The sequence below is a fragment of the Aliiroseovarius zhejiangensis genome, assembly GCF_014656375.1.
Classification (GTDB): domain Bacteria; phylum Pseudomonadota; class Alphaproteobacteria; order Rhodobacterales; family Rhodobacteraceae; genus Aliiroseovarius; species Aliiroseovarius zhejiangensis.
Genome location: NZ_BNCH01000001.1, coordinates 263,135 through 285,747, shown reverse-complemented (window position 1 = coordinate 285,747; position 22,613 = coordinate 263,135). Strand labels below are relative to the sequence as shown.

The 22,613-nt window shown below is 61.8% G+C and carries 25 protein-coding genes; 21 read left to right on the top strand and 4 right to left on the bottom strand.

The genetic code is table 11. The features are described from left to right. Window positions 1-148: 148 nt before the first annotated feature. From IE188_RS01310 to IE188_RS01215, 20 genes are all read left to right on the top strand, one after another. Window positions 149-892 (top strand): 1-(5-phosphoribosyl)-5-[(5-phosphoribosylamino)methylideneamino]imidazole-4-carboxamide isomerase, encoded by a 744-nt coding sequence (locus IE188_RS01310; protein ID WP_191284670.1) that lies wholly within the window; start codon window positions 149-151, stop codon window positions 890-892. Window positions 893-1,069: 177 nt separating this feature from the next. Beyond that, the gene (gene fabF, locus IE188_RS01305; RefSeq protein WP_191284669.1) at window positions 1,070-2,332 is read left to right on the top strand and encodes a beta-ketoacyl-ACP synthase II; all 1,263 of its coding nucleotides are present in this window, start codon (window positions 1,070-1,072) and stop codon (window positions 2,330-2,332) included. Continuing rightward, window positions 2,332-3,492, top strand: coding sequence for an endolytic transglycosylase MltG (gene mltG / locus IE188_RS01300; RefSeq protein ID WP_191284668.1), 1,161 nt, complete (start codon window positions 2,332-2,334; stop codon window positions 3,490-3,492). The genes fabF and mltG overlap by 1 nt, the downstream gene beginning before the upstream one ends. Before the next feature lie 182 nt (window positions 3,493-3,674). Next, window positions 3,675-4,016, top strand: a complete 342-nt coding sequence (locus IE188_RS01295; RefSeq protein WP_191284667.1) for a permease — start codon at window positions 3,675-3,677, stop codon at window positions 4,014-4,016. Beyond that, window positions 3,952-5,301 carry a DNA-packaging protein gene (locus tag IE188_RS01290; RefSeq protein WP_191284666.1) on the top strand — a complete coding sequence of 450 codons (1,350 nt, stop codon included), beginning with the start codon at window positions 3,952-3,954 and terminating at the stop codon, window positions 5,299-5,301. The genes IE188_RS01295 and IE188_RS01290 overlap by 65 nt, the downstream gene beginning before the upstream one ends. A gap of 199 nt (window positions 5,302-5,500) precedes the next feature. Continuing rightward, window positions 5,501-6,694 carry a phage portal protein gene (locus IE188_RS01285; protein WP_191284665.1) on the top strand — a complete coding sequence of 398 codons (1,194 nt, stop codon included), beginning with the start codon at window positions 5,501-5,503 and terminating at the stop codon, window positions 6,692-6,694. 17 nt (window positions 6,695-6,711) lie between these two features. Beyond that, window positions 6,712-7,305: an HK97 family phage prohead protease gene (locus tag IE188_RS01280; protein WP_191284664.1), complete on the top strand. Its 594-nt coding sequence runs from the start codon at window positions 6,712-6,714 to the stop codon at window positions 7,303-7,305. Between the two features lie 13 nt (window positions 7,306-7,318). Continuing rightward, entirely contained in the window at window positions 7,319-8,533 is a 1,215-nt protein-coding gene (locus IE188_RS01275) for a phage major capsid protein (RefSeq protein WP_191284663.1), read from the top strand. 169 nt (window positions 8,534-8,702) lie between these two features. Further along, window positions 8,703-9,314, top strand: a complete 612-nt coding sequence (locus tag IE188_RS01270; RefSeq protein WP_191284662.1) for a head-tail connector protein — start codon at window positions 8,703-8,705, stop codon at window positions 9,312-9,314. Then, window positions 9,311-9,649: a phage head closure protein gene (locus IE188_RS01265; RefSeq protein ID WP_191284661.1), complete on the top strand. Its 339-nt coding sequence runs from the start codon at window positions 9,311-9,313 to the stop codon at window positions 9,647-9,649. The genes IE188_RS01270 and IE188_RS01265 overlap by 4 nt, the downstream gene beginning before the upstream one ends. Continuing rightward, a complete protein-coding gene (locus IE188_RS01260) occupies window positions 9,646-10,056 on the top strand; it encodes a DUF3168 domain-containing protein (protein ID WP_191284660.1) in 411 nt (136 codons plus the stop codon). The genes IE188_RS01265 and IE188_RS01260 overlap by 4 nt, the downstream gene beginning before the upstream one ends. 22 nt (window positions 10,057-10,078) lie before the next feature. After that, complete coding sequence (locus IE188_RS01255) at window positions 10,079-10,492, top strand: phage major tail protein, TP901-1 family (protein WP_091430477.1); 414 nt, start codon at window positions 10,079-10,081, stop codon at window positions 10,490-10,492. Between the two features lie 2 nt (window positions 10,493-10,494). Beyond that, window positions 10,495-10,827: a gene transfer agent family protein gene (locus tag IE188_RS01250; RefSeq protein WP_191284659.1), complete on the top strand. Its 333-nt coding sequence runs from the start codon at window positions 10,495-10,497 to the stop codon at window positions 10,825-10,827. Continuing rightward, complete coding sequence (locus IE188_RS01245; protein WP_191284658.1) at window positions 10,824-11,039, top strand: rcc01693 family protein; 216 nt, start codon at window positions 10,824-10,826, stop codon at window positions 11,037-11,039. The genes IE188_RS01250 and IE188_RS01245 overlap by 4 nt, the downstream gene beginning before the upstream one ends. Window positions 11,040-11,041: 2 nt before the next feature. After that, window positions 11,042-11,695 (top strand): phage tail tape measure protein, encoded by a 654-nt coding sequence (locus IE188_RS01240; protein WP_191284657.1) that lies wholly within the window; start codon window positions 11,042-11,044, stop codon window positions 11,693-11,695. Between the two features lie 32 nt (window positions 11,696-11,727). Then, a complete protein-coding gene (locus IE188_RS01235) occupies window positions 11,728-12,360 on the top strand; it encodes a DUF2460 domain-containing protein (protein WP_191284656.1) in 633 nt (210 codons plus the stop codon). Continuing rightward, window positions 12,360-13,322 (top strand): DUF2163 domain-containing protein, encoded by a 963-nt coding sequence (locus tag IE188_RS01230; RefSeq protein WP_191284655.1) that lies wholly within the window; start codon window positions 12,360-12,362, stop codon window positions 13,320-13,322. Before IE188_RS01235 ends, IE188_RS01230 begins: the two co-directional genes overlap by 1 nt. A 1-nt stretch (window position 13,323) precedes the next feature. Further along, window positions 13,324-13,770, top strand: a complete 447-nt coding sequence (locus IE188_RS01225) for an NlpC/P60 family protein (protein WP_229836395.1) — start codon at window positions 13,324-13,326, stop codon at window positions 13,768-13,770. Continuing rightward, on the top strand, window positions 13,770-17,693 hold the full coding sequence (locus IE188_RS01220) for a baseplate multidomain protein megatron (RefSeq protein WP_191284653.1): 3,924 nt from the start codon (window positions 13,770-13,772) through the stop codon (window positions 17,691-17,693). The genes IE188_RS01225 and IE188_RS01220 overlap by 1 nt, the downstream gene beginning before the upstream one ends. 2 nt (window positions 17,694-17,695) lie before the next feature. Beyond that, the gene (locus IE188_RS01215) at window positions 17,696-18,019 is read left to right on the top strand and encodes a DUF7742 family protein (protein WP_191284652.1); all 324 of its coding nucleotides are present in this window, start codon (window positions 17,696-17,698) and stop codon (window positions 18,017-18,019) included. On the opposite strand, the gene IE188_RS01210 is transcribed toward IE188_RS01215, so the two are convergent. Further along, on the bottom strand, window positions 17,988-18,326 hold the full coding sequence (locus IE188_RS01210; RefSeq protein WP_191284651.1) for a TraR/DksA family transcriptional regulator: 339 nt from the start codon (window positions 18,324-18,326) through the stop codon (window positions 17,988-17,990). The genes IE188_RS01215 and IE188_RS01210 overlap by 32 nt on opposite strands. A gap of 85 nt (window positions 18,327-18,411) precedes the next feature. Here IE188_RS01210 and cysE point away from each other — a divergent pair, with 85 nt between their 5' ends. Further along, complete coding sequence (cysE, locus tag IE188_RS01205; RefSeq protein WP_191284650.1) at window positions 18,412-19,215, top strand: serine O-acetyltransferase; 804 nt, start codon at window positions 18,412-18,414, stop codon at window positions 19,213-19,215. 260 nt (window positions 19,216-19,475) lie between these two features. On the opposite strand, the gene IE188_RS01200 is transcribed toward cysE, so the two are convergent. From IE188_RS01200 to IE188_RS01190, 3 genes are all read right to left on the bottom strand, one after another. Next, window positions 19,476-19,811, bottom strand: a complete 336-nt coding sequence (locus tag IE188_RS01200) for a carboxymuconolactone decarboxylase family protein (protein ID WP_191284649.1) — start codon at window positions 19,809-19,811, stop codon at window positions 19,476-19,478. A 101-nt stretch (window positions 19,812-19,912) separates the two neighbouring features. After that, complete coding sequence (locus IE188_RS01195) at window positions 19,913-21,211, bottom strand: pyruvate dehydrogenase complex dihydrolipoamide acetyltransferase (protein ID WP_191284648.1); 1,299 nt, start codon at window positions 21,209-21,211, stop codon at window positions 19,913-19,915. A gap of 12 nt (window positions 21,212-21,223) precedes the next feature. After that, a complete protein-coding gene (locus tag IE188_RS01190; RefSeq protein WP_191284647.1) occupies window positions 21,224-22,597 on the bottom strand; it encodes a pyruvate dehydrogenase complex E1 component subunit beta in 1,374 nt (457 codons plus the stop codon). Window positions 22,598-22,613 lie beyond the last annotated feature (16 nt).

The following is a 22,613-nucleotide window of genomic DNA, read 5'->3' as shown; positions in this document are numbered from 1 at the left end:
AACGGCCCGCCACATGGCGGGCCGTTTTTTTGTGCGGATTTGATACCGTGCGCCGTTTTCAGCACGCATTGAGCCGAATTTGGTCACGCTTGCGGGGATATGATACTGTTTCACTAAACCATTGATGGTTTGGCGAAGGAGGCGATCCATGATCATCTATCCGACACTTGAGTTGCAGAACGGGCGGTGTGTGACGTTGCATCGTGGGCGGCTGGAAGAGCCGTCGATCTGGCATGTGGATCCGGTCGAGACGGCACAGGGTTTCGCCGAAGCTGGGGCTGAATGGATCCATATCACCGATTTCGATGCGGTGGATGGCAAGGGCGAAAACGCGGCCCTGATCGAACGGATCATTGAACAGGCGGGTTGTTCGGTCCAGATTGCCGGGGGCATCCGCACCCGTGACATGGTTGAAAACTGGATCGAGAAGGGCGCTGGACGCGTTGTGCTGGGCTCCATTGCGGCGCGTGATCCTGATATGGTGAAAGAGCTTGCCAACAGACATCCAGACCAGATCGTTCTGGCGGCCGATGTTTGGCAAGGCCAGTTGATGACGGATGGTTGGCGCAATCCTGTGGCCATCACGCCAGAGGATTTTCTGGCGTCCTATGCGGATGTTCCTTTGGCCAGTGTCCTGATCACCGACATTGACAGTGACATTGATCAGCCGGATGCGCAGCTTGGGCTTCTGAGTGGATTGGCTGGCAAGACCCGGCATCAGGTCATCGCCGCCGGGACGGTCCACGAACTGGATGATGTGGCGCGCCTGAAATACATCCCCAACATCGCGGGCACGTTGATCGGGCGGGCCTTGTTTTCGAAGGCTGTTGATCTGGCTCAGGCCTTGGCAGTGGCGCGCCCTGAGCCAGAGCGTCGCGCAGAATTCATCTGAGCCCTGTAGGTGTGAGTCCCGGACCGGTGACACGATGGGGTCTCAGTTTTCCCAGCGTGTCACCGGATGGCCTGCGATCGGCAGCTTTTGCCGCACAGGCCGAACGCCTCTTGCCCCTAAACCCTTCGCCGCGCTATCAAGCGTGGGATGAAAGACTTCCTGAGAAAGGGCAGCAGAATGCGTCGAGTGGTCGTTACAGGTCTGGGCATGGTGTCCCCCCTTGCATGTGGGGTCGAGGAAACATGGAAACGTATACTTGACGGGCAGTCGGGCGCTGGCCCGATCACCAAGTTCGATGCGTCGCGTGTGACCACGAAATATGCCTGTGAAGTTCCGCTGGGCGACGGCACGGATGGCACGTTCAACCCGGACGACTGGATGGAGCCGAAAGAGCGTCGGAAGGTGGATGATTTCATCCTCTATGGCTTGGCGGCGTCGGAAATGGCCGTGAAGGATGCCGGCTGGATGCCCGAGGACGAGGAAAGCCGGTTGCGCACGGGTGTGATGATCGGGTCGGGGATCGGCGGGCTGGCGACGATTGCCGAAACTTCGATTCTGCTGAACGAGCGTGGACCGCGCCGCGTGTCTCCGTTCTTTATTCCCGGATCGCTTATCAACCTGATCTCGGGTCAGGTTTCGATCAAGTTCGGCTTCAAAGGGCCGAACCATTCTGTTGTCACCGCCTGTTCGACAGGCGCACATGCCATTGGTGATGCCTCGCGTCTGATTCAGACCGGCGATGCGGATGTGATGATCGCCGGTGGCGCCGAGGCGGCGATTTGCGAGCTTGGGATTGCCGGGTTCAATGCCTGCAAGGCGCTGTCCACCAAGGCCGGGGACAACCCGCAAGCGGCCAGCCGCCCATATGACGTGGACCGCGATGGCTTTGTCATGGGCGAAGGGGCGGGCATTGTCGTGCTGGAAGAATACGAACATGCCAAGGCACGGGGCGCCAAGATTTACGCCGAGGTTCTGGGTTATGGCCTGTCAGGCGATGCTTATCACATCACCGCCCCATCCGAAGATGGCGATGGGGGCTTCCGCGCGATGATATCCGCTCTGGCGAAGGCAGGACTGGAGCCGTCCGCGATTGATTACATCAATGCGCATGGAACCTCGACCATGGCGGATACGATTGAACTGAGCGCGGTTGAACGCCTGTTGGGCGATGCGGCTGAGAACGCAACGATGAGCTCGACCAAAAGCTCGATCGGCCACCTGCTGGGGGCTGCGGGCGCGGTCGAGGCGATTTTCTGCATCCTTGCGCTGCGCGACCAGATCGCGCCACCGACGATCAACCTGGACAACCCGGCGGTCACACCGAAGCTGAGCCTTGCCGCCAACAAGGCCGAGAAGCGCGAGATCAACACGGTTCTGTCCAACAGTTTCGGGTTTGGCGGCACCAATGCCAGCCTGATCATGGGCAAGGTCGCTGACTGATGTGGCGCAACATCGCGTCGAATGCGCTGAGCCTGTTCGTGGTCATCATGATCGTCGCAATCGGGATGATCGCATGGGGTAAACGGCAGTACACCGGTGCCGGTCCGCTGACCGAAGCAATCTGTTTGCGCGTTGAAAAAGGATCCAACTTTTCGCGCGTGACAAATACCCTGACCGAACAAGGTGCAATTTCAAATGCAACGATCTTTCGGTTGGGTGTCGAGTATTCCGACAAGAAATCCCAGTTGAAGGCCGGGTCGTTTCTGGTGCCAGAGGGCGCGTCGATGGAAGATATCGTCGATGTGGTGACACGCGGCGGGGCGTCGACCTGTGGTACGGAAGTCGTATACCGGATCGGTGTTCTGGCGGCCGAGGTTCAGGTGCGCGAACTGGACCCCGCCACGCAGGAATATGAAATCACGGCCGAGTTCAACCCGGCCGAACAGGACACCCCCGTGCCCGAGACCTATCAGAAGGTGCGCAATGAAAGCGATACGCGCTATCGCATTGCGCTGGCTGAAGGGGTGACAAGCTGGCAGATCGTGGACAGTCTGAACCATGCCGATTTTCTGGACGGCGAGGTGGCTGAGGTCCCCGCCGAGGGCACGTTGGCGCCAGACAGCTATGAAGTCAGGGTCGGTGCAGACCGGGCGGCGCTGCTGGCGGAGATGCAGGCGGCTCAGTCGGCCATTCTGGCGGCAGCATGGGAAGCACGTGCGCCGGATTTGCCTTATGACAGCCCGGAAGAGGCGCTGATCATGGCCTCGATCGTGGAAAAGGAAACCGGCGTGGCCGAAGAGCGGCGCCAGGTGGCCAGCGTGTTCGTAAACCGCCTGAACCAGGGCATGCGCCTGCAAACGGACCCGACGGTGATCTATGGTGTCACCAAGGGACAGGGGGCCTTGGGCCGGGGGTTGCGGCAAAGCGAACTGCGCTCGGAGACGCCTTATAACACCTATGTCATCGACGGTCTGCCGCCCACTCCCATCGCCAACCCGGGCAAAGCGGCGATCGAGGCAGCTCTGAACCCGGACGACACCGATTTCATCTTTTTTGTGGCAGATGGCACGGGCGGGCACGCTTTTGCCGAAACACTGGAAGAACACAACCGCAACGTTGCCAAGTGGCGCGAGATCGAAGCCGAGCGGGCGAACCAGTGATCTGGTAAAGAAAACATGACCTTGCCGGACGGTGTTGCGGGAGGGCGGTTTGACAGAACGCGCGGTCGCCCCTAGGGTCTGACATACGCTAGAAGACGTGACTTCAACGGCCTTGGGCACCCGCCCGGGGCCGTTTTTTCATGTCGCTCGTGCGGAGACGAGCATGAGAGGCAAATATAATAATGACAATGATCACGCCCTTGGGGAAGGACGCGGCTTCGGAAGAGTACCTGAAGATCGCGGACGCGTTTTTTCTGCGCGTTTTGAAAGAGCTGGACCGCCAGTTGAGCGCGGCGGAACTGGCCGATTGCGAGACCACACCGGGATTGGCGAAAGCCGTGACCGAGGTGCGCCGTGCCATGCAAACAGTATTCGAGGAAAGGAAACGACTTGAACAAAGTGGTCAAACCGCCTTTGGCGGGGCGGGAGCGGGCGCTCTCGACCTTGCTGAGGCCCGAGATGAAATCGGGCGCCGACTGGCTTGCCTGCGCGACGCAAGAAGAGCGCGAGAGCTTCCTGAATGATCTGAGTGACGGGGCGTTGGCAGCGCTTCCGTATCTGTTTGAGTTCTGGGCACTGGACCATCAGTTGCCGCCGGACGGTGACTGGCGCAGCTGGGTGATCATGGGGGGGCGCGGCGCGGGGAAAACCCGCGCCGGGGCGGAATGGGTGCGGGCCGAGGTCGAAGGGTTCGGTCCGCTGGACCCGGGCCGGTCCCACCGCGTGGCTTTGGTCGGTGAAACCATCGACCAGGTGCGCGAGGTAATGATTTTCGGCGACAGTGGGATACTGGCGTGCTCGCCCCCTGACCGGCGGCCGGAGTGGCAGGCTGGGCGGCGACGCTTGGTCTGGCCCAATGGGGCGGTGGCGCAGGTGTTTTCGGCACATGAACCGGAAAGTCTGCGCGGTCCGCAGTTTGATGCGGCCTGGGTGGATGAACTGGCCAAGTGGAAAAAGGCCGAGGACACTTGGGACATGCTGCAGTTCGGATTGCGGCTGGGCGATCATCCGCGCCAATGCGTAACCACAACGCCGCGTAACGTGGGGGTGTTGAAGGCGATCCTGAACAACCCGTCGACCGTGGTGACGCAAGCCCCCACAGAAGCCAATCGCGCCTATTTGGCCAAGAGTTTCCTTGACGAGGTGCGCAGCCGCTATGCCAACACGAGCCTTGGACGGCAGGAGCTGGATGGGGTCTTGCTTGAAGATGTCGAGGGGGCTTTGTGGACCATGGCGAGGCTGGATGCCGCGCGCATCACCGGCGAACTGCCAGAGTTCGACCGCATCGTGGTTGCTGTTGACCCGCCGGTGACGGGCCACAAGGGGTCGGACGCCTGCGGGATCGTGGTGGCGGGTGTCATGGCCCAGGGCGCACCGGGCAATTGGCGAGCCGTGGTGCTGGAGGATGCCAGTGTCTCGGCGGCCAGCCCGACACAATGGTCTGAAGCGGCGATTGCGGCGATGCAACGCCACGGTGCCGACCGTTTGGTGGCCGAGGTCAACCAGGGCGGAGATCTGGTGGAGAGCGTGATCCGGCAGATCGACGCCACTGTGCCGTTTCGCGCCGTACGCGCCACGCGGGGCAAATCGGCGCGTGCCGAGCCCGTTGCGGCACTGTATGAGCAGGGCCGCGTGTCTCATGCCACGTCGATGCCTGCACTGGAAGACGAGATGTGCCGCATGACGGTGCAGGGATACGAGGGCAAGGGAAGCCCCGACCGCGTTGATGCGCTGGTTTGGGCTTTGCACGAGTTGATCATCGAACCCGTTGCCAAATACCGCCATCCGCAGGTGCGTTCGCTTGGTTAAACTGTTTTTTAACCTTGGATGTCAGAGTGCAAAACATCGAAAGGCAGGGTCCAGAACGGTAACGCTCCAGCGACCCTGACCTGACCATCACTGAGACGAAAGTTTCGCCGACCGGCGCTGCGACAGGCAGGGGACCGGGCGGGACAGATTTGCCGGGGATTCTTCCCCAACAAGGACAGAACGCGAGGAGCATCCGCCCATGGTATTCGACTTTCTCAAGCGGGGTGACGCAGCACATATGGCGGCACAACCGACCGAAACCAAAGCCTCGGCGACGGGCCCGGTCATTGCCTATGGGGGCGCGGGCCGGGTGGCCTGGAGCCCGCGTGATGTTGTCAGCCTGACCAAAACGGGCTTTGCTGCCAATCCGGTCGGCTTTCGGTCGGTCAAACTGATTGCCGAAGCCGCTGCCGCGCTGCCGCTGGTCTTGCAGGATGAAAGCCAGCGGTTCGACACCCACCCGCTGCTGGACCTTCTGGCACGCCCCAATGCCGCGCAGGGCCGGGCCGAGCTGTTCGAAGCCTTTTTCGGGCAACTGCTGTTGACCGGAAACGGGTATTTCGAGGCTGTTCCCGGACAGGATGGGCTGCCGGGTGAGTTGCATGTGCTCCGGTCCGACCGGATGAGCCTCGTGCCCGGGGCGGATGGCTGGCCGGTGGCTTATGATTACACGGTCGGCGCGCGCAAGCATCGGTTTCACGTGGGGGAGGGCACGACCCCGATCTGCCATGTGAAGGCCTTCCACCCGCAGGACGATCACTACGGACTGTCGCCCTTGCAGGCGGCCGCCACGGCGATCGACGTGCACAACGCGGCCAGCCGCTGGTCGAAAGCCCTGCTGGACAACGCCGCGCGGCCATCGGGCGCCATTGTTTACAACGGGGCCGATGGGCAGGCGCAACTGAGCGCGGATCAGTATGATCGTCTGCTGGCCGAGATGGAGACCCATCACGTCGGTGCGCGTAATGCCGGGCGGCCAATGCTGCTGGAGGGCGGGTTGGACTGGAAACCAATGGGATTCAGTCCTTCGGATATGGAGTTCCAAAAAACCAAGGAAGCCGCCGCGCGCGAGATCGCGCAGGCCTTCGGGGTGCCACCGATGCTGATCGGTATTCCGGGCGATGCGACCTATGCGAACTATCAGGAGGCCAGCCGGGCGTTTTATCGCCTGACCGTGGTGCCCTTGGTGTCGCGGGTTGCGGCCAGTGTGGGCCATTGGCTGGCCGGGTTCACCGGTGAAAGCGTGGTCCTGAAGCCCGACCTTGACCAAGTGCCGGCCCTGTCCGCTGAACGGGATCAGCAATGGCGCCGCGTGGCTGACGCCAGTTTTCTGTCAGATGCCGAGAAACGCAGCCTTCTGGGCCTGCCGCCCCTGACATCCGACAACGCATAACCAACGAGGAAAAGCAGATGAGCGATTTCCGGCCCGATCTTGGGCTTGAACACAAATTCGTCAAGCTGGGCGAAACGTCCGAAGTGGACGAGGGCATTCTGATCGAGGGCTATGCCAGCTTTTTCGATCAATGCGACACGGGCGGCGACATTGTGGCGCCCGGTGCCTATGGCAAATCCCTGCGCGCGCTGAAGGCGGCGGACCGCGGCGTGAAGATGCTGTGGCAACACGACCCGGCGCAACCCATCGGCGTCTGGGACGAGGTGCGCGAGGACGCGCGCGGGCTTTACGTCAAGGGGCGCATTCTGACGGATGTCGCCAAGGGGCGGGAGGCCGCTGCGCTGATCGAGGCAGGTGCGATTGATGGATTGTCCATTGGTTATCGCACCAAGCGGGCCACCAAGGACGACAAGGGCCAACGGCTTTTGACCGAGTTGGAGCTGTGGGAGGTGTCGCTTGTCACCTTCCCCATGCTTCCGACGGCGCGGGTGGGGGCGAAAGGCGATCTGCCTGCCGTTCACGATACCGCCCTGCGTGAACTGGCCGCTTCGATCGACGAAGCGCGCCATATGCTGGCCCGATACCGCCGTGCCAGCGATCTGACCCTCTGAAAAGGACATACACATGAGCAAGACCGAGACGAAGGCTCTGGGCCAGTCGGCCGCGACGGACGCCACCCCGGCCGCCGAGGTGAAGACCGCGCTGGCTGGCTTCATGAGCGATATCAATGCGTTTCATGACGATATTTCCACCAAACTTCAACAACAGGAAGAGCGACTGACCATGCTGGATCGCAAAACAAACTTCACCTCCAAGTCCCCTGCGGCGCGTCCGCATCTTGCTGCTGCCGCCGATCTGGAAGCCCCGCATCAGAAAGCGTTTGAAGCGTATCTGCGGTCGGGTGACGATGACGGGCTGCGCGGTCTGGAACTGGATGGCAAGGCCATGTCGACAGCGGTTGCCGGGGACGGTGGCTATCTGGTCGATCCGCAGACCGCCGACACCATTCAGAGCGTTTTGAAATCCACCGCGTCGCTGCGTGCCGTGGCGAATGTAGTGAATGTCGAAGCGACGTCCTATGACGTGCTGATCGACCATTCCGATGTCGGCTCGGGCTGGGCCACGGAAACGGATCCTTCGGTCGAGACCGGCACGCCTTCGATTGAGCGGATCACCATTCCGCTGCATGAGCTGTCCGCGCTGCCCAAAGCGTCGCAGCGTCTTCTGGACGACAGCGCGTTCGAGATCGAGACCTGGTTGGCGGGCCGGATTGCCGACAAGTTTGCCCGCGCCGAGGCCGGGGCCTTCATTTCGGGGGACGGGATCGACAAGCCCAAGGGCATTCTGGCGCACCCGTCAGTGGACAATGACATCTGGACCTGGGGCAATATCGGTTACATCGTGACCGGCACGTCGGGCGATTTCGACGCCTCGAACCCGGCGGATGCGATCATTGATCTGGTCTATGCGCTGGACGCCGAATACCGCGCGGGTGCGAAGTTCGTGATGAACTCGAAAACCGCCGGGGCTGTGCGCAAGATGAAGGATATGGATGGCCGTTTCCTGTGGTCGGACGGCCTGGCCGCCGGGGAACCTGCGCGTCTGCTGGGTTATCCGGTTCTGATCGCCGAAGACATGCCGGATATTGGCACCGATACAACCCCGGTTGCTTTTGGTGACTTCGGGGCGGGCTATACGATTGCCGAACGTCCTGACACCCGCATCCTGCGAGATCCGTTCTCGGCCAAGCCGCATGTGCTGTTCTATGCGACCAAGCGCGTGGGCGGCGATGTCAGCGACTTCGCGGCGATCAAGCTTCTGAAGTTCTCGGTCTCGTAAGAGCCTGAACCCGAGCCTCGCATTCTGCCACACGGCAGGTGCGGGACCGGGCGCGCGCTGACCTACCCCCCGTGTTGTCTAGCTGCTCCCCCTCCGTCCGAGCAACGCGGACGGTGCGCGCCCATCTTAACCCAAGTGACGTGAGGGACCCGAATTTCGGAGATGATCCATGATGTTAGTCGAGCAGACCACTGTGCCGGGCGCGGTCCTTCCGGTCGCCCAATTCAAGGACCACTTGCGGCTGGGCACCGGGTTTGCCGATGACGGGGTGCAGGATACGGTGCTGGAGAGCTATCTAAGGGCCGCCATCGCGGCCATCGAATCCCGCACTGGCAAGATCCTCTTGTCCCGCAGCTTTACCTGGACCCTGACCGCCTGGCGCGATCTGGCCACGCAAGCCCTGCCTGTGGCCCCGGTCAGCCAGATCACCGGCCTGAAGATCGTGGATCGCCTTGGCGGTGAAGAGGTGATCAACACCGCCCGGTATGTGCTGGAGCCAGACTTACACCGGCCACGATTGGTGTCGACGGGCCTGTGTTTGCCAGCCATCCCGGTGGGTGGACAGGTGGTGATCGGATTTGACGCGGGATTTGGTGCCAGCTGGGCCGATATGCCCGCGGATCTGGCCCAGGCCGTGATGCTTTTGGCGGCAAGCTATTATGAAAACCGGTCCGAGGCCGGTGGGGCCTCGATTGGGCAAGCCCCGTGGCCATCCGCTGTGTCGTCGTTGATCCAGCGTTATCGCACCGTGCGCCTGCTTGGCGGTGGGGGTGCCCGATGAAAGCGCCGGTTCTGAACCGCAAGCTGACGCTTGAAGCGCCGGTGCGCACACCGGATGGGGCCGGGGGATTCACCCAAAGCTGGCAGGCTTTGGGCGAGCTATGGGCCGAAATCAAGCCGCGCACGGGCCGCGAACGGGCCGCCGGGTTTGCCACGGTGTCAACCATCGCGTTTCGCATCACGGTGCGGGCTGCCCCGGATGGTGCCCCGTCGCGTCCCCAACCTGATCAGAGGTTTCGCGCCGGATCGCGCCTGTTTCGCATCCTGGCCGTGACCGAGGCTGATGCCAGCGCCCATTACCTGACCTGTTTCGCCCAAGAGGAGGTGTCGGCATGAGCTACGGTGTTTCCGCCGCCTTGCAGCAGGCCGTGTATCAGCGGCTGACCGGTGATGTGGCCCTGTCGACGCTTGTCGCCGGTGCGATCTATGACGCGGTGCCTGCGGGGATCATCACCGGCACCTATGTCAGCCTCGGCCCCGAGGATGTGCGCGAACGGTCCGACATGACCGGGCATGGCGCCCTGCACGAAATCACCGTCAGCGTGGTGACGGATGAAGCGGGCTTTCAAAGCGCCAAGCAAGTGGCCGCCGCTGTCAGCGATGCGCTGGTGGATGCGACATTGGCGCTGGCACGGGGCCAGCTTGTTTATCTGAATTTCCATCGCGCGCGGGCGCGGCGGGTCGAGGACGCGGATGTGCGCCGGATCGACCTGTTCTTCCGTGCCCGTGTTCAAGACGACTAACCCTTAACAACGGAGTGATCCCATGGCTGCGCAAAACGGCAAGGACCTATTGATCAAGCTCGACATGACCGGCAGCGGCGTGTTCGAGACCATTGCAGGCCTTCGGGCCACGCGTCTGAGTTTCAATGCGGAAAGCGTTGATGTGACCAGTTTGGAAAGCACCGGAGGCTGGCGCGAGTTGCTGGGGGGCGCGGGTGTGAAATCCGCCTCGATCTCGGGCTCGGGCGTGTTCAAGGACGCGACCACGGATGAGCGGGCGCGGCAGATCTTTTTTGACAACGAGGTGCCGGACTTCCAGGTGATCGTGCCTGATTTCGGCGTCGTCGAGGGGCCGTTCATGATCACCTCGGTCGAGTATGCTGGGTCACATAACGGCGAGGCGACATATGAGCTGTCGATGGCCTCGGCGGGTGAGCTGAGCTTTACGGCGCTGTGATCATGGCAAACCCCTGGACAGGAGAGGTCACGCTGACCATCGACGGCACGGCGCATGTCATGAAGCTGACCTTGGGTGCGCTGGCCGAGCTAGAGGCGCAGTTGGGCGAGGACACGATCATCGGGTTGGTGGAACGGTTTGAACGCGGTGCGTTTTCAAGCCGGGATGTGCTGGCGCTGATCGTGGCCGGATTGCGGGGTGGCGGCTGGCAAGGCCGCGCGCAGGACCTGCTGGCGGCCGAGATTACCGGTGGTCCGGTGCGCGCGGCGCAGGCGGCGGGGCAGCTTCTGAGCCGGGCATTCGCCACGCCCACTGACAGCGAAGCGCACCCATGAGCACCTGTCCCGCTTTCGACTGGCCCGGCCTGATGCGGCTTGGGCTGGGGCGGCTGGGACTGCGCCCGGACCAGTTCTGGGCGCTGACCCCGGTCGAACTGATGGTGATGGCCGGGCTGGATGATCAACCCGCGCCATGCCTGCGGGCGCGGCTGGAAGAACTGGCGCTGGCGTTTCCGGATGCGCCGAAACACCTGACTGAAGGAGAATAACCATGAACGGTCTGGACAGCTTTGATGAACAACTGGATGCGTTGGAAACGGCCCTGGGCGGCGCGCAGGCGATGACCGCAGGCTTCGTGTTCGAACTTAGGGGCATGCATTCGACGGTCTCGGATCTGAGCGCGGATGTGAACACCCTGTCCTCCGGCATTTCATCGGGATTGCGCAAGGCGTTTGATGGTCTGGTCTTTGATGGCATGAAGCTGTCGGATGCTTTGAAGGGCGTGGCGCAATCTATGTCGCAGGCGGCCTATAATGCTGCAATCAAGCCCGTTACGGGGCATTTCGGCGACATTCTGGGGCAGGCAGTCGGGGCCGCGACCAACGCCTTCCTGCCGTTTGAAAAGGGTGGGACCTTCGCGCAAGGGCGCGTGGTGCCCTTTGCCAAGGGCGGCGTGGTCTCAAGCGCGACGACGTTTCCGATGCGCGGCGCCACCGGCCTTATGGGCGAGGCGGGCCCAGAGGCGATCATGCCGCTGGCTCGTGGAGCCGACGGTCGATTGGGCGTGCAGGCCGGCGGCAGCGGTCGCCCTGTCAATATCACGATGAACATCTCGACCCCTGACGTCGAAGGGTTCCGGCGGTCGCAAAGCCAGATCGCCGCGCAGATGTCGCGCGCATTGTCACGTGGTCAGCGCCACCGTTAACCCAGTCATTTCGAACCTAGGAGGGTTTCCCCATGTCTTTTCACGAGGTCCGGTTTCCGGCAAATCTGAGCTTTGGGTCCGTTGGTGGCCCGGAACGGCGTACCGAGGTTGTGACTCTTGCCAACGGGTTTGAAGAACGCAACACCCCGTGGGAGCATTCGCGCCGCCGCTATGATGCGGGCATCGGGATGCGGTCGCTCGACGATGTTGAAACGCTGATTGCGTTCTTCGAGGCACGGCGCGGGCAGCTTGTCGGGTTTCGCTGGAAGGACTGGTCGGATTACAAAAGCAGTCTACCGTCGCACCCCCCGGAATACACCGATCAGATCATCGCCTGGGGCGATGGCGATAGGGTCGAGTTTCCACTGATCAAAACCTATCGTTCCGGAGAGCAGACCTATGCCCGGCCCATTCAGAAGCCGGTTGAAGGCACGGTCAAGCTGGGCCTGAAGGGCGATCCGCTGAGCGAGGGCACGCAGTTCACCGTGGATTACACCACCGGGATGGTGACGTTCATGACTGCCCCTGAAACCGGGGCCGAGGTGACGGCGGGATATGAATTTGACGTGCCGGTGCGCTTTGACACCGATCGCATTCACACATCGGTCGCCTCGTTCCAGGCGGGTGATGCCCCCAATGTTCCGGTTGTGGAGGTGCGGGTCTGATGGCGTTGTCCTCTGAATTCGAAGCCCATCTGGGTCAAGGTGTCACTTCGGTCGCGCGACTTTGGAAGGTCACGCGGCGCGATGGGGTCGTGCACGGCTTCACCGATCATGATCTGGATCTGGTGATCGACGGCGTGACCTTTCGCGCAGATACCGGCATGACCGCCCATGCGCTGAGCCAGACAACTGGCCTGTCGGTTGACAACACCGAGGCGCTGGGCGTTCTGAACGACGCCTCGATCTCGGAACAAGACATTCGCGCAGGCCGCTATGACGGGGCTGAGGTGGAAGCCTGGCTGGTCAATTGGGTGGACACACGCCAACGCTTTCTGCGTTTTCGCGGCACGGTGGGCGAGCTTGCCCGTGAAGCCGGTGGGTTCCGCGCTGAACTGAACGGCTTGTCCGAAAAGCTGAACCAGCCGCAGGGGCGTGTCTATCAGATGCCGTGTTCCGCGGTTCTGGGGGATGGGTCGTGCCGGTTCAATCTGAACCAGTCGGGATATCGGCTGGACATCGCGGTGGGGGAAAACACGCATGAGACCACGTTTCAGTTCTCGGATATGGCGCTTTATCCCAACCGGTGGTTTGAACGGGGCAGGCTCACCGTCCTGACCGGCGCGGCCAAAGGCCTGACCGGACTGATCAAGAACGACCGCAAGGGCGAGGACGGCGCGCGGACGGTTGAGCTGTGGGAGTCCATTCGCGCGTCCATGGTGCCGGGGGACATGGTGCGCCTTGAAGCCGGATGTGACAAGCTGCCGAAAACCTGCCGGGTCAAGTTCAACAACTTCCGAAACTTTCGCGGTTTTCCCGACATTCCCGGTGAGGACTGGCTGATGTCCTACCCGGTGGGGCATGGCAAGAACGATGGCGGGGATGCGAAGGAAACCAACGACTTGCTGGATCGGCTGGATTTTGGCCGCGATGGCACCAACCCGTTTTCCCCCGAGTCAGGTGACTGAATTGACCCGTTTGCAGCAAGAAATCGTGGCCGAGGCCCGACGCTGGATTGGCACGCCTTATGTGCATCAGGCGTCTTGCCGGGGCAACGGGTGTGATTGTCTTGGACTGATCCGCGGCGTGTGGCGTGCGGTGCTGGGGGGGGAACCGGCCCAAGTGCCGGCCTATACCGCCGATTGGTCCGAGGCTGCGGGCGCGGAACGCCTGTGGGAAGCCGCCCGCCAGCACCTGATCGAACGCCCCGTTTCAGCGGCCCGTCCGGGCGATGTGCTTCTGTTTCGGATGCAGGGCGGCGCGGTGGCCAAGCATCTGGGGTTTCTCTGCCAAACCGACCCGTCACCCGCCTTTGTCCATGCCTATTCGGGTCATGGCGTGGTCGAAAACTCACTGTCTGCCCCCTGGGCCCGCCGCATCGTGGCGTGTTTCGCATTTCCTGAAAGGATCAACTGATGGCAACGATCTTACTATCCGCAGTCGGTGCAGCCGCCGGAGCTTCGATTGGCGGGGGCGTTCTTGGCCTTTCATCGGTGGTGATCGGCAAGGCGATTGGGGCGACTGTCGGTCAGGTCATCGACAATCGTATCCTGGGCGAAGGCTCGGAACCTGTCGAGACCGGCAAGGTCGACCGGATGCGCCTGACCGGTGCGTCCGAGGGGGCCGCGATCCCGATGGTCTTTGGCCGCGCCCGTTTGGGCGGGCAGGTGATCTGGGCCACGCGCTTCAAGGAATCGGTCACGACCACTGGCGGTGGCGGGGGCAAGGGGATGCCATCTCCGCCTGAACCCGAGGTCACGACCTATAGCTATTCGATCAGCCTTGCGATTGCCTTGTGCGAAGGCGAGATCACCCGCGTCGGACGGATTTGGGCAGATGGGAACGAGGTGTCGCCAACAGACCTGAACATGCGCGTCTATACCGGCACTGAATCGCAACTGCCGGACCCGAAGATTGAAGCCGTCAAGGGCGCGGGCAAGGCACCGGCCTATCGCGGCGTCGCTTATGTGGTGATCGAAGACTTGCCCTTGGGCCAGTTCGGCAACCGTGTACCGCAATTCAGCTTCGAGGTGTTCCGCCCCGAACAGCGCGACCAGCCCAGGGAAGTGGCACGCGGCACCCGCGCCGTCGCGCTGATCCCCGGCACGGGCGAATATTCCCTCGCCACAAGCCCTGTCTTTTACAAAAGCGCGCCCGGCGCAGTCGAAGGGTCTAACATGAACACCCCGTCCGGCTTGACGGATTTCAAAACCTCTTACCAGATGATGCGGCAGGAAATGCCCAACTGCCGCAACACCGCTTTGGTGGTGTCGTGGTTCGGTGATGACCTGCGCTGTGGCAACTGCCGTATCCGCCCCCGTGTCGAGCAGAAAGAGGTGGATGGCGACAGCATGCCGTGGTGTGTATCGGGCGTGAGCCGTTCGCAGGCAGGGCTTGTGCCGAAAGATGACAAGGGACGCCCGATCTATGGCGGCACCCCGTCTGACAAAGCCGTGATGGAAGCGATTGCTTTGGCGTCGAATTCCGGCCGCAAAGCAACATTCTATCCCTTTATCCTGATGGAGCAGATGGAGGGCAACACGCTGCCCGATCCCTGGAGCGGCAATCTGGGGCAGGCGGTCCTGCCCTGGCGCGGACGGATCACCACGTCCTACGCGCCCGGCCACGTCGCATCACCTGATGGCACGGCAGGGGCGGTGGCGCAGGTCAACGCGTTCTTCGGGACGGCGCAGCCGGGCGATTTCACGGTCACGGATGACGGCGTTGACTATACTGGCCCTGCGGGGTTTTCGTATCGTCGCTTCATCCTTCATTATGCCCATCTGTGTGCGGCGGCAGGCGGCGTGGATGCCTTTCTGATCGGGTCCGAGTTGCGGGCGCTGACGCAAATTCGCGGTCCCGGCAACAGCTTTCCGGTGGTTGACCAGTTGATCACGCTGGCGCAGGACGTGCGCACGATCCTTGGGGCGGGAACCAAGATCTCATACGCCGCCGATTGGTCCGAGTATTTCGGTTATCACCCGCAGGTCGGGTCGGGCGATGTGTTTTATCACCTGGACCCGCTTTGGAGCCACCCGGATATCGACTTCATCGGCATCGACAACTATATGCCGCTGTCCGACTGGCGTGACGGGTTCGACCATGCGGATGCGCATCACGGGTCGATCTATGATCTGGCCTATCTTCAATCCAACATCGAGGGCGGTGAGGGATATGATTGGTACTACAAAACGGCGGATGCGCGCGCATTGCAAATTCGAACGCCCATCACAGATGGCGCGCATGGCGAGCCGTGGGTCTTTCGTTACAAGGATCTGCGCAATTGGTGGGAACGGTCGCACCACAATCGTGTCGGCGGCGTGCGTCAGGCTGCCCCGACCGGCTGGCTGCCCGGATCGAAACCCTTCTGGTTCACCGAAATCGGCTGTGCCGCCATCGACAAGGGCACCAACCAGCCCAACAAGTTTCTGGACCCGAAAAGCTCGGAAAGCTCAAAGCCGCGCTACTCGAACGGGCGGCGGGATGATCTGATACAGGCGCAATATCTGCGCGCGATCTATGACTATTGGGCCACGCCTGACAACAATCCGACCCACAGTGCGACGGGTGTTCAGATGCTGGACATGACCCGCGCACATGTCTGGGCGTGGGATGCGCGACCCTTTCCGCAGTTTCCCAACCGCAAAGGATTGTGGAGTGATGGGGCGAATTACGACCGGGGGCATTGGCTGAACGGCCGCGTCTCGGCGCGCTCGCTTTCCTCGGTCGTGGCCGAAATCTGCGAACGGTCGGGGGTGACACGCTATGATGTCTCGAAGCTATACGGGCTGGTGCGTGGCTATATCGTCGATCAGGTCGGCGGGGCGCGGGCGGCGTTGCAGCCCTTGATGCTGGCCTATGGTTTCGAAGTGACCGAACGCGAGGGGATGTTGGTCTTCAAAACCCGCACCGGGCGGTCCGACCACCTGCTTGATCCGCAAAAAATGGCCCTGTCGCCCGATCGCGACACCACGCTGGAACGCATCCGCGATCCCGAGGCCGAGATCGCCGGTCGCGTGCGCCTGACCTATGTGGAAGGGGCCGGGGATTACGATGTCCGCTCGGTCGAGGCGACTTTCCCGGATGAAACCAGCCGGTCGGTCGCCGCCTCGGAAATCCCGCTGATCCTGACCCGGGTCGAGGCGCGGGCCATTGTTGAACGCTGGCTGTCGGAAGCCCGCGTGGCGCGGGACAAGGCGACATTTTCGCTGCCGCCATCCGAGTTGGCGAAGGGAGCCGGGGATGTGATCGAGATGACCACCGAGGCCGGGACCGAGCAGTACCGGATTGACCATGTGGATCATACCGGTGTGCAGACCCTGCGCGCCGTGCGGGTGGAGCCGGGCCTGTTCCAGCCATCAGACAGCGTCGAGCCTGCGCCTGCGGTCAAACCCTATATTCCCCCCGCACCCGTGTTCCCCTTGTTCATGGACCTGCCGCTTCTGACCGGGGACGAGGTGCCGCATCAGCCCCGCATTGCGGTGGCTGCGCGGCCCTGGCCGGGGCGCGTGGCGCTTTACAGTTCGGTTGCGGACAATGGCTACGCGGTCAATCGCATGATCACGGATCCGTCGATCATTGGCGTGACGCAATCGGTGCTGGCCCATGCACCCTCGGGCATGATCGACCGGGGTCCGGCCTTGCGGGTCGCGCTGACCGAAGGGGCCCTGTCGTCATGCTCCATCGACGACATGCTGAATGGCGCCAATGTGGCGGTGATCGGCGATGGCAACCCGGATATGTGGGAGGTTTTCCAGTTTGCCGGGGCCGAACTGGTGGGCGAGCGGACCTATGACCTGACCCTGCGTTTACGCGGGCAGGCGGGCACCGATGCCACGGCGCCCCAGTCCTGGCCGGTGGGCAGTTATGTGGTTTTGCTGGGCGCACATCAGGCGCAGGTCCGGCTGGCGTCATCGGCGCGGGGGTTGAGCCGGCATTATCGGATCGGACCGGCCCGCAAGAAGCTGTCAGACCCGTCCTTCCTGCATGAAGTCCACGCGTTCAAGGGAATAGGTCTGCGCCCCTATGCGCCGGTGCATCTGGGCAGTGAGTTGTCTGGAGCCGACCACCTGATCCGCTGGGTTCGGCGCAGTCGTGTGGATGCGGATGCGTGGGATGCCACCGATGTCCCGTTGGGGGAAGCCTTTGAACGCTATCGCCTGCGTGTCATCGACGGTGGGTCGGTCAAGCGCGAGGTCGAGGTTGCAGCACCTGTCTGGACCTATGACGCTATGATGCGCACAGCCGACCTTGTCAGCGGAGCTTACACGGTCGAAGTGGCGCAGGTGTCAGACCGGTTTGGCCCCGGACCGTACGCGCGGCTGGAAGTGGCGCTGTAACCATGCGTCCTGTTCTGCCCGGAGATGTCGCGGCTGCCGGATGCGCTCTTTTGGCGCTTCCGGCTCGCAAGCGTCCCGGCGCCATGCTGGAAATGCTGCACCGCGCGGAAGCGGCGGACAGATACCGGCGCGCGCTGGGCCATGCGCATCCGGATTGGGGCAATGGCAGCCTTGGATCTGTTGCCATGTCTCTGCCACGTGTGGCCGAGCCGTTCCTGAACGACCCCGATTATGTCGATTGCATGTTGACCGTGTTTGCAGCGCTGAAGGCACGAAATGACCGGCGCGGGCGCCTTATCCGCTTGCGCAGCTCACGCATTTGGTAACGCAGGGATCCAGATCAAGCCGACCTGTCGGGATATCTTCGCCGCAATCCTCGCATAATCCGAACTCGTCTTCGTCGATCCGTGCCAGGGCGGCGAGGATGCGTGTGCGCTGGGCCGCGCGGCGCGCACCGGTTGCTTTCGCCATCGCCTGATTCTGCAATGCATCCATCCGACTGAGCCGCCCCACGGCCTGCTGGTCCAGCTCGACCGTCTTTTGCCCGGATGCCCCGCGCGCATCGCTGCGATCCAGCGCCGACAGCGCGTCGATCAATTGTGCGCGATATGTTGCGATCCGGGATTCATTCATGTCGGTGATCCGTGCTACCACGGGTTTGCATTTTGAACTCCGACCCTATCTGGTGTAGGAAGGGGCTTCAACACGAGGAATGACCATGGCCGAAAAGCGCGCGATCGTCACCGAAATCGAACCCGTTTGGGATCGTATAACCCGTGAAGCACGGCAGGCGGTCGCGGATGAACCCTTGATGGGGGGCCTGATCCACGCCTGCGTATTGCACCACCGCACGCTGGAAAAGGCGCTGTCCTATCGCTTCGCCGCCAAACTCAGCTCGAACGAGATGAGCATGGTGTTGCTGCGCGAAATTGCGGATGAAGCCTATGCCGACAACCCGGAACTGGCTGAAGCCGCCCGCGCCGACATTACCGCCGTTCTGGACCGCGATCCGGCCTGCCACCGCATGTTGCAGCCGGTGCTGTATTTCAAAGGGTTTCAGGCGATGCAGGCCTATCGCCTTGGGCACCACCTCTGGAAACAGGGGCGAAAGGAACTGTCGTATTTCATCCAGATGCGGTGTTCCGAGGTCTATGGCATCGACATCCATCCCGGTGCACGCATCGGGCGCGGGATCATGATCGACCACGCCCATTCCATCGTGATCGGGGAAACCGCCGTGGTGGGTGACAATGTGTCGATGCTGCATTCGGTGACGCTGGGCGGCACGGGCAAGGAAGACGAAGATCGTCACCCGAAGATCGCCGATGGTGTGCTGATCGGGGCCGGCGCCAAGGTTCTGGGCAACATCAAGGTTGGCACCTGCTCACGGATCGCGGCCGGTTCGGTCGTGTTGGAAGACGTGCCATGCAACAAGACCGTTGCGGGTGTTCCGGCGCGGATCGTGGGCGAGGCAGGGTGCGATTGCCCCTCGATCAACATGGATCAGCGCCTGATCCAGTAACCATCGGCGGAAATCCGCAAATTTGCGATAAATCAATGTTTTGATCTGTCGACTTCATCTATACGAAGCTGTGGACAATGATCGGAGTTCCGAGATGAAACAGATTTGGTTTGCGACAGTGGTGGGTTTTTCGACCCTTTTCCTTGTCGCTGTCGCTGGTTAACCAGCCCGCCAGAACGGGGATACCCCAAGCCGAAATGATCAGGGGCGACGCGTTTGCGCCGCCCTTTTGTGTTTCAAATCGCGATTTGCTTTGACGGTTATTGCGACAATTGGTCGAAGGCTCGCAAGGCGCGTGCGCCGTACATGTAAGCCGGACCACCCCCCATCATGATGGCCACGGACACGGTTTCGGCCACTTCGTCGCGGGTGGCGCCAGCCTTCAGGGCGGCGCGCACATGAAAGCCGATGCAATCGTTGCACTGCTTGGCGATGCCGATGGCAATGCATTGCAGTTCTTTGTCCTTGGTGGTCAGCGCCCCGTTCGCCATCGCGGCGCGGTGCATTCCGGTGAACCCTTTCGCAGCCTCAGGATGCGCGGAACGAAACCGCTCTGTATTGGCCGAGGTGTCATCAAGTAGGGTTATGAAATCCATCTGCTTCTCCTGTGTTTTCAGCATGTTGGAAAAGCACATGGCCCAAGACGTACGGGTTCGCCTTGAGCCATGTCAATAGATTGCAAGTTTTGAATGCGACGTTACGCCAGCATCGTCATCGGGTTTTCAAGGTTCTCGACAATCGCTTTCAGCAGGTTCGCCCCGACAGCCCCGTCAATGACCCTGTGATCGACCGACATCGTGACGCTCATCACGGTGGCTGTGGTCAATTCGCCATTGTCGCCGACGACAGGTTTCTTGACCCCCGTGCCCACGGCCAGAATACCCGCATGGGGTGGGTTCACGATGGCGTCGAAATTGTCGATGCCGAACATGCCAAGGTTCGAGATCGCGAAGCTGCCGCCCTGATATTCATGCGGGGCGAGCTTGCGGTCACGCGCCCGCGCGGCCAGATCTTTCATCTGGGTCGACAGGCTGGACAGGGATTTCTGATCCGCGTCCTGCAAGACCGGCGTGAACAAGCCGCCTTCGATCGCCACGGCAACCGCCACGTCGGACGCCTTCATTTGCAACACGCGATCCCCGGCCCAGACCGCGTTGGCCTCGGGCACCTGTTGCAGGGCGATCGCGACCGCCTTGATGATGAAGTCATTGACCGACAGCTTCACGCCACGGCTTTCCAGTTGCTTGTTCAACTGGCTGCGGAAGGCCAGAAGCGAATCCAGCTTGATGTCGCGCCGCAGATAGAAATGCGGGATGGTCTGCTTAGCCTCCGACAGACGGGCGGCAATGGTCTTGCGCATTCCGTCCAGCTTGACCTCTTCAAAGTCGCGCCCTTCATACATCGCGGCCACGGTATCAGCCGATACGGACGGCGCAGGCGCGGCTGCAGCAGGTGCGCTTGTGGCGGCTGGGGCGGATTTGGGTGCGGTTGCGGTCGCGCCCTCAACATCTGCCTTGATGATCCGTCCCTTGGGACCAGAGCCCTTGATCTGGGCCAGGTCCAACCCTTTGTCCGCCGCAATGCGCCGCGCCAGCGGTGAGGCGAATATGCGACTGCCATCAGCGGCTTGCGGGGCAGGGGCGGCAGGTTTTGCAGCCGCAGGAGCCGATTCTTCCTTGGCGTCCGGCGCAGCGTCGGCCTTTTCGGCAGCAGGCGTTGCGGGGGCGCTTTCGGCAACCTCTCCGACCTCTTCGCCTTCTTCGACCAGAATCGCGATGGCGGTGTTCACCTTCACGCCCTCGGTGCCTTCTTCGACTAGGATCTTGCCGATGATGCCTTCATCGACAGCTTCGAACTCCATCGTCGCCTTGTCGGTTTCGATCTCGGCCAGAAGGTCGCCCGACGCGACCTCGTCCCCTTCCTTGACCAGCCATTTCGCCAGCGTGCCTTCCTCCATCGTAGGTGACAGGGCGGGCATCAGAATTTCGGTTGCCATGTCTGTGTCTCCTTAGCGATAGGTTACGGCTTTAGCGGCGTCGATGACCTCTTTCGTGGTCACCAGTGCCAGTTTCTCAAGGTTGGCGGCATAGGGCATGGGCACGTCCTTGCCAGTCAGGTTGATCACCGGGGCGTCCAGATAATCGAACGCACGTTCCATGATGGTCGCCGAGATGTGGTTGCCGATGGACGCCACCGGCCAGCCTTCTTCCACTGTGATGCAGCGGTTGGTTTTCATGACCGAGTTCAGCACCGTGTCATAGTCCAACGGGCGCAGGGTGCGCAGGTCGATCACCTCGGCGGAAATGCCGTCTTCGGCCAGCGCGTCGGCAGCCTCCAACGCGTATTTCATGCCGATGCCAAAGCTGACAATGGTAAGGTCATTGCCTTCACGCCAAATGCGCGCCTTGCCGAAGGGCACGGTGTAATCGTCCATCACTGGCACATCGAAGCTCTGCCCATAGAGCAGCTCATTCTCCAGAAACACGACCGGGTTTTCATCGCGGATCGCGGTTTTCAGAAGACCCTTTGCATCCGACGCCGAATAGGGCATCGCCACATGCAGGCCGGGGATTTGCGCATACCACGCCGCGTAATCCTGGCTGTGCTGGGCAGCCACACGGGCCGCAGCGCCATTGGCACCGCGGAACACGATGGGGCAGGACATCTGGCCGCCCGACATATACCGCGTCTTCGCGGCCGTGTTGATGATGTGGTCAATCGCCTGCATGGCGAAGTTGAAGGTCATGAACTCGACAATCGGTTTCAGACCGCCCATCGCCGCGCCTGTTGCAAGGCCGGTAAAGCCGTGTTCGGTGATCGGGGTGTCGATCACGCGCTTGGCGCCGAACTCGTCCAGCAAGCCCTGGCTGATCTTGTACGCCCCCTGATACTCGGCGACTTCCTCGCCCATCAGGAACACGGTGTCATCGGCGCGCATTTCCTCGGCCATCGCGTCGCGCAAAGCTTCGCGCACGGTGGTCGCGCGCATTTCGGTGCCCTCGGGAATGTCCGTTTCGGTGGGCGCGACCGGAGTAATCGGCTGGGCGGCTGCTTTGGCCTCGACTGGCGCGTCGGCGGTTTCGGGCGCATCAGTGTCAGCTTGTGCTGCCGCAGGGGCCGCAATGTCATCGGCGCTTTCGCCCTCCTCAATCAGCACCGCAATCGGTGTGTTCACCTTCACGCCTTCGGTGCCTTCTTCGACAAGGATCTTGCCGATGATCCCTTCATCGACGGCTTCGAATTCCATCGTGGCCTTGTCGGTTTCAATCTCGGCAATGATATCGCCCGATGCGACCTCGTCGCCTTCTTTCACAAGCCATTTCGCCAGTGTTCCCTCTTCCATCGTGGGGGACAGGGCGGGCATCAATACTTCAGTAGCCATTCTATTCTCTCCTCTG

What these genes read in the sequence shown, in the direction of transcription:
- IE188_RS01310 (WP_191284670.1), top strand. Translation starts at nt 149, where the DNA reads ATGATCATCTATCCGACACTTGAGTTGCAGAACGGGCGGTGTGTGACG.
- fabF (WP_191284669.1), top strand. Translation starts at nt 1,070, where the DNA reads ATGCGTCGAGTGGTCGTTACAGGTCTGGGCATGGTGTCCCCCCTTGCA.
- mltG (WP_191284668.1), top strand. Translation starts at nt 2,332, where the DNA reads ATGTGGCGCAACATCGCGTCGAATGCGCTGAGCCTGTTCGTGGTCATC.
- IE188_RS01295 (WP_191284667.1), top strand. Translation starts at nt 3,675, where the DNA reads ATGACAATGATCACGCCCTTGGGGAAGGACGCGGCTTCGGAAGAGTAC.
- IE188_RS01290 (WP_191284666.1), top strand. Translation starts at nt 3,952, where the DNA reads ATGAAATCGGGCGCCGACTGGCTTGCCTGCGCGACGCAAGAAGAGCGC.
- IE188_RS01285 (WP_191284665.1), top strand. Translation starts at nt 5,501, where the DNA reads ATGGTATTCGACTTTCTCAAGCGGGGTGACGCAGCACATATGGCGGCA.
- IE188_RS01280 (WP_191284664.1), top strand. Translation starts at nt 6,712, where the DNA reads ATGAGCGATTTCCGGCCCGATCTTGGGCTTGAACACAAATTCGTCAAG.
- IE188_RS01275 (WP_191284663.1), top strand. Translation starts at nt 7,319, where the DNA reads ATGAGCAAGACCGAGACGAAGGCTCTGGGCCAGTCGGCCGCGACGGAC.
- IE188_RS01270 (WP_191284662.1), top strand. Translation starts at nt 8,703, where the DNA reads ATGATGTTAGTCGAGCAGACCACTGTGCCGGGCGCGGTCCTTCCGGTC.
- IE188_RS01265 (WP_191284661.1), top strand. Translation starts at nt 9,311, where the DNA reads ATGAAAGCGCCGGTTCTGAACCGCAAGCTGACGCTTGAAGCGCCGGTG.
- IE188_RS01260 (WP_191284660.1), top strand. Translation starts at nt 9,646, where the DNA reads ATGAGCTACGGTGTTTCCGCCGCCTTGCAGCAGGCCGTGTATCAGCGG.
- IE188_RS01255 (WP_091430477.1), top strand. Translation starts at nt 10,079, where the DNA reads ATGGCTGCGCAAAACGGCAAGGACCTATTGATCAAGCTCGACATGACC.
- IE188_RS01250 (WP_191284659.1), top strand. Translation starts at nt 10,495, where the DNA reads ATGGCAAACCCCTGGACAGGAGAGGTCACGCTGACCATCGACGGCACG.
- IE188_RS01245 (WP_191284658.1), top strand. Translation starts at nt 10,824, where the DNA reads ATGAGCACCTGTCCCGCTTTCGACTGGCCCGGCCTGATGCGGCTTGGG.
- IE188_RS01240 (WP_191284657.1), top strand. Translation starts at nt 11,042, where the DNA reads ATGAACGGTCTGGACAGCTTTGATGAACAACTGGATGCGTTGGAAACG.
- IE188_RS01235 (WP_191284656.1), top strand. Translation starts at nt 11,728, where the DNA reads ATGTCTTTTCACGAGGTCCGGTTTCCGGCAAATCTGAGCTTTGGGTCC.
- IE188_RS01230 (WP_191284655.1), top strand. Translation starts at nt 12,360, where the DNA reads ATGGCGTTGTCCTCTGAATTCGAAGCCCATCTGGGTCAAGGTGTCACT.
- IE188_RS01220 (WP_191284653.1), top strand. Translation starts at nt 13,770, where the DNA reads ATGGCAACGATCTTACTATCCGCAGTCGGTGCAGCCGCCGGAGCTTCG.
- IE188_RS01215 (WP_191284652.1), top strand. Translation starts at nt 17,696, where the DNA reads ATGCGTCCTGTTCTGCCCGGAGATGTCGCGGCTGCCGGATGCGCTCTT.
- IE188_RS01210 (WP_191284651.1), bottom strand. Translation starts at nt 18,326, where the DNA reads ATGAATGAATCCCGGATCGCAACATATCGCGCACAATTGATCGACGCG.
- cysE (WP_191284650.1), top strand. Translation starts at nt 18,412, where the DNA reads ATGGCCGAAAAGCGCGCGATCGTCACCGAAATCGAACCCGTTTGGGAT.
- IE188_RS01200 (WP_191284649.1), bottom strand. Translation starts at nt 19,811, where the DNA reads ATGGATTTCATAACCCTACTTGATGACACCTCGGCCAATACAGAGCGG.
- IE188_RS01195 (WP_191284648.1), bottom strand. Translation starts at nt 21,211, where the DNA reads ATGGCAACCGAAATTCTGATGCCCGCCCTGTCACCTACGATGGAGGAA.
- IE188_RS01190 (WP_191284647.1), bottom strand. Translation starts at nt 22,597, where the DNA reads ATGGCTACTGAAGTATTGATGCCCGCCCTGTCCCCCACGATGGAAGAG.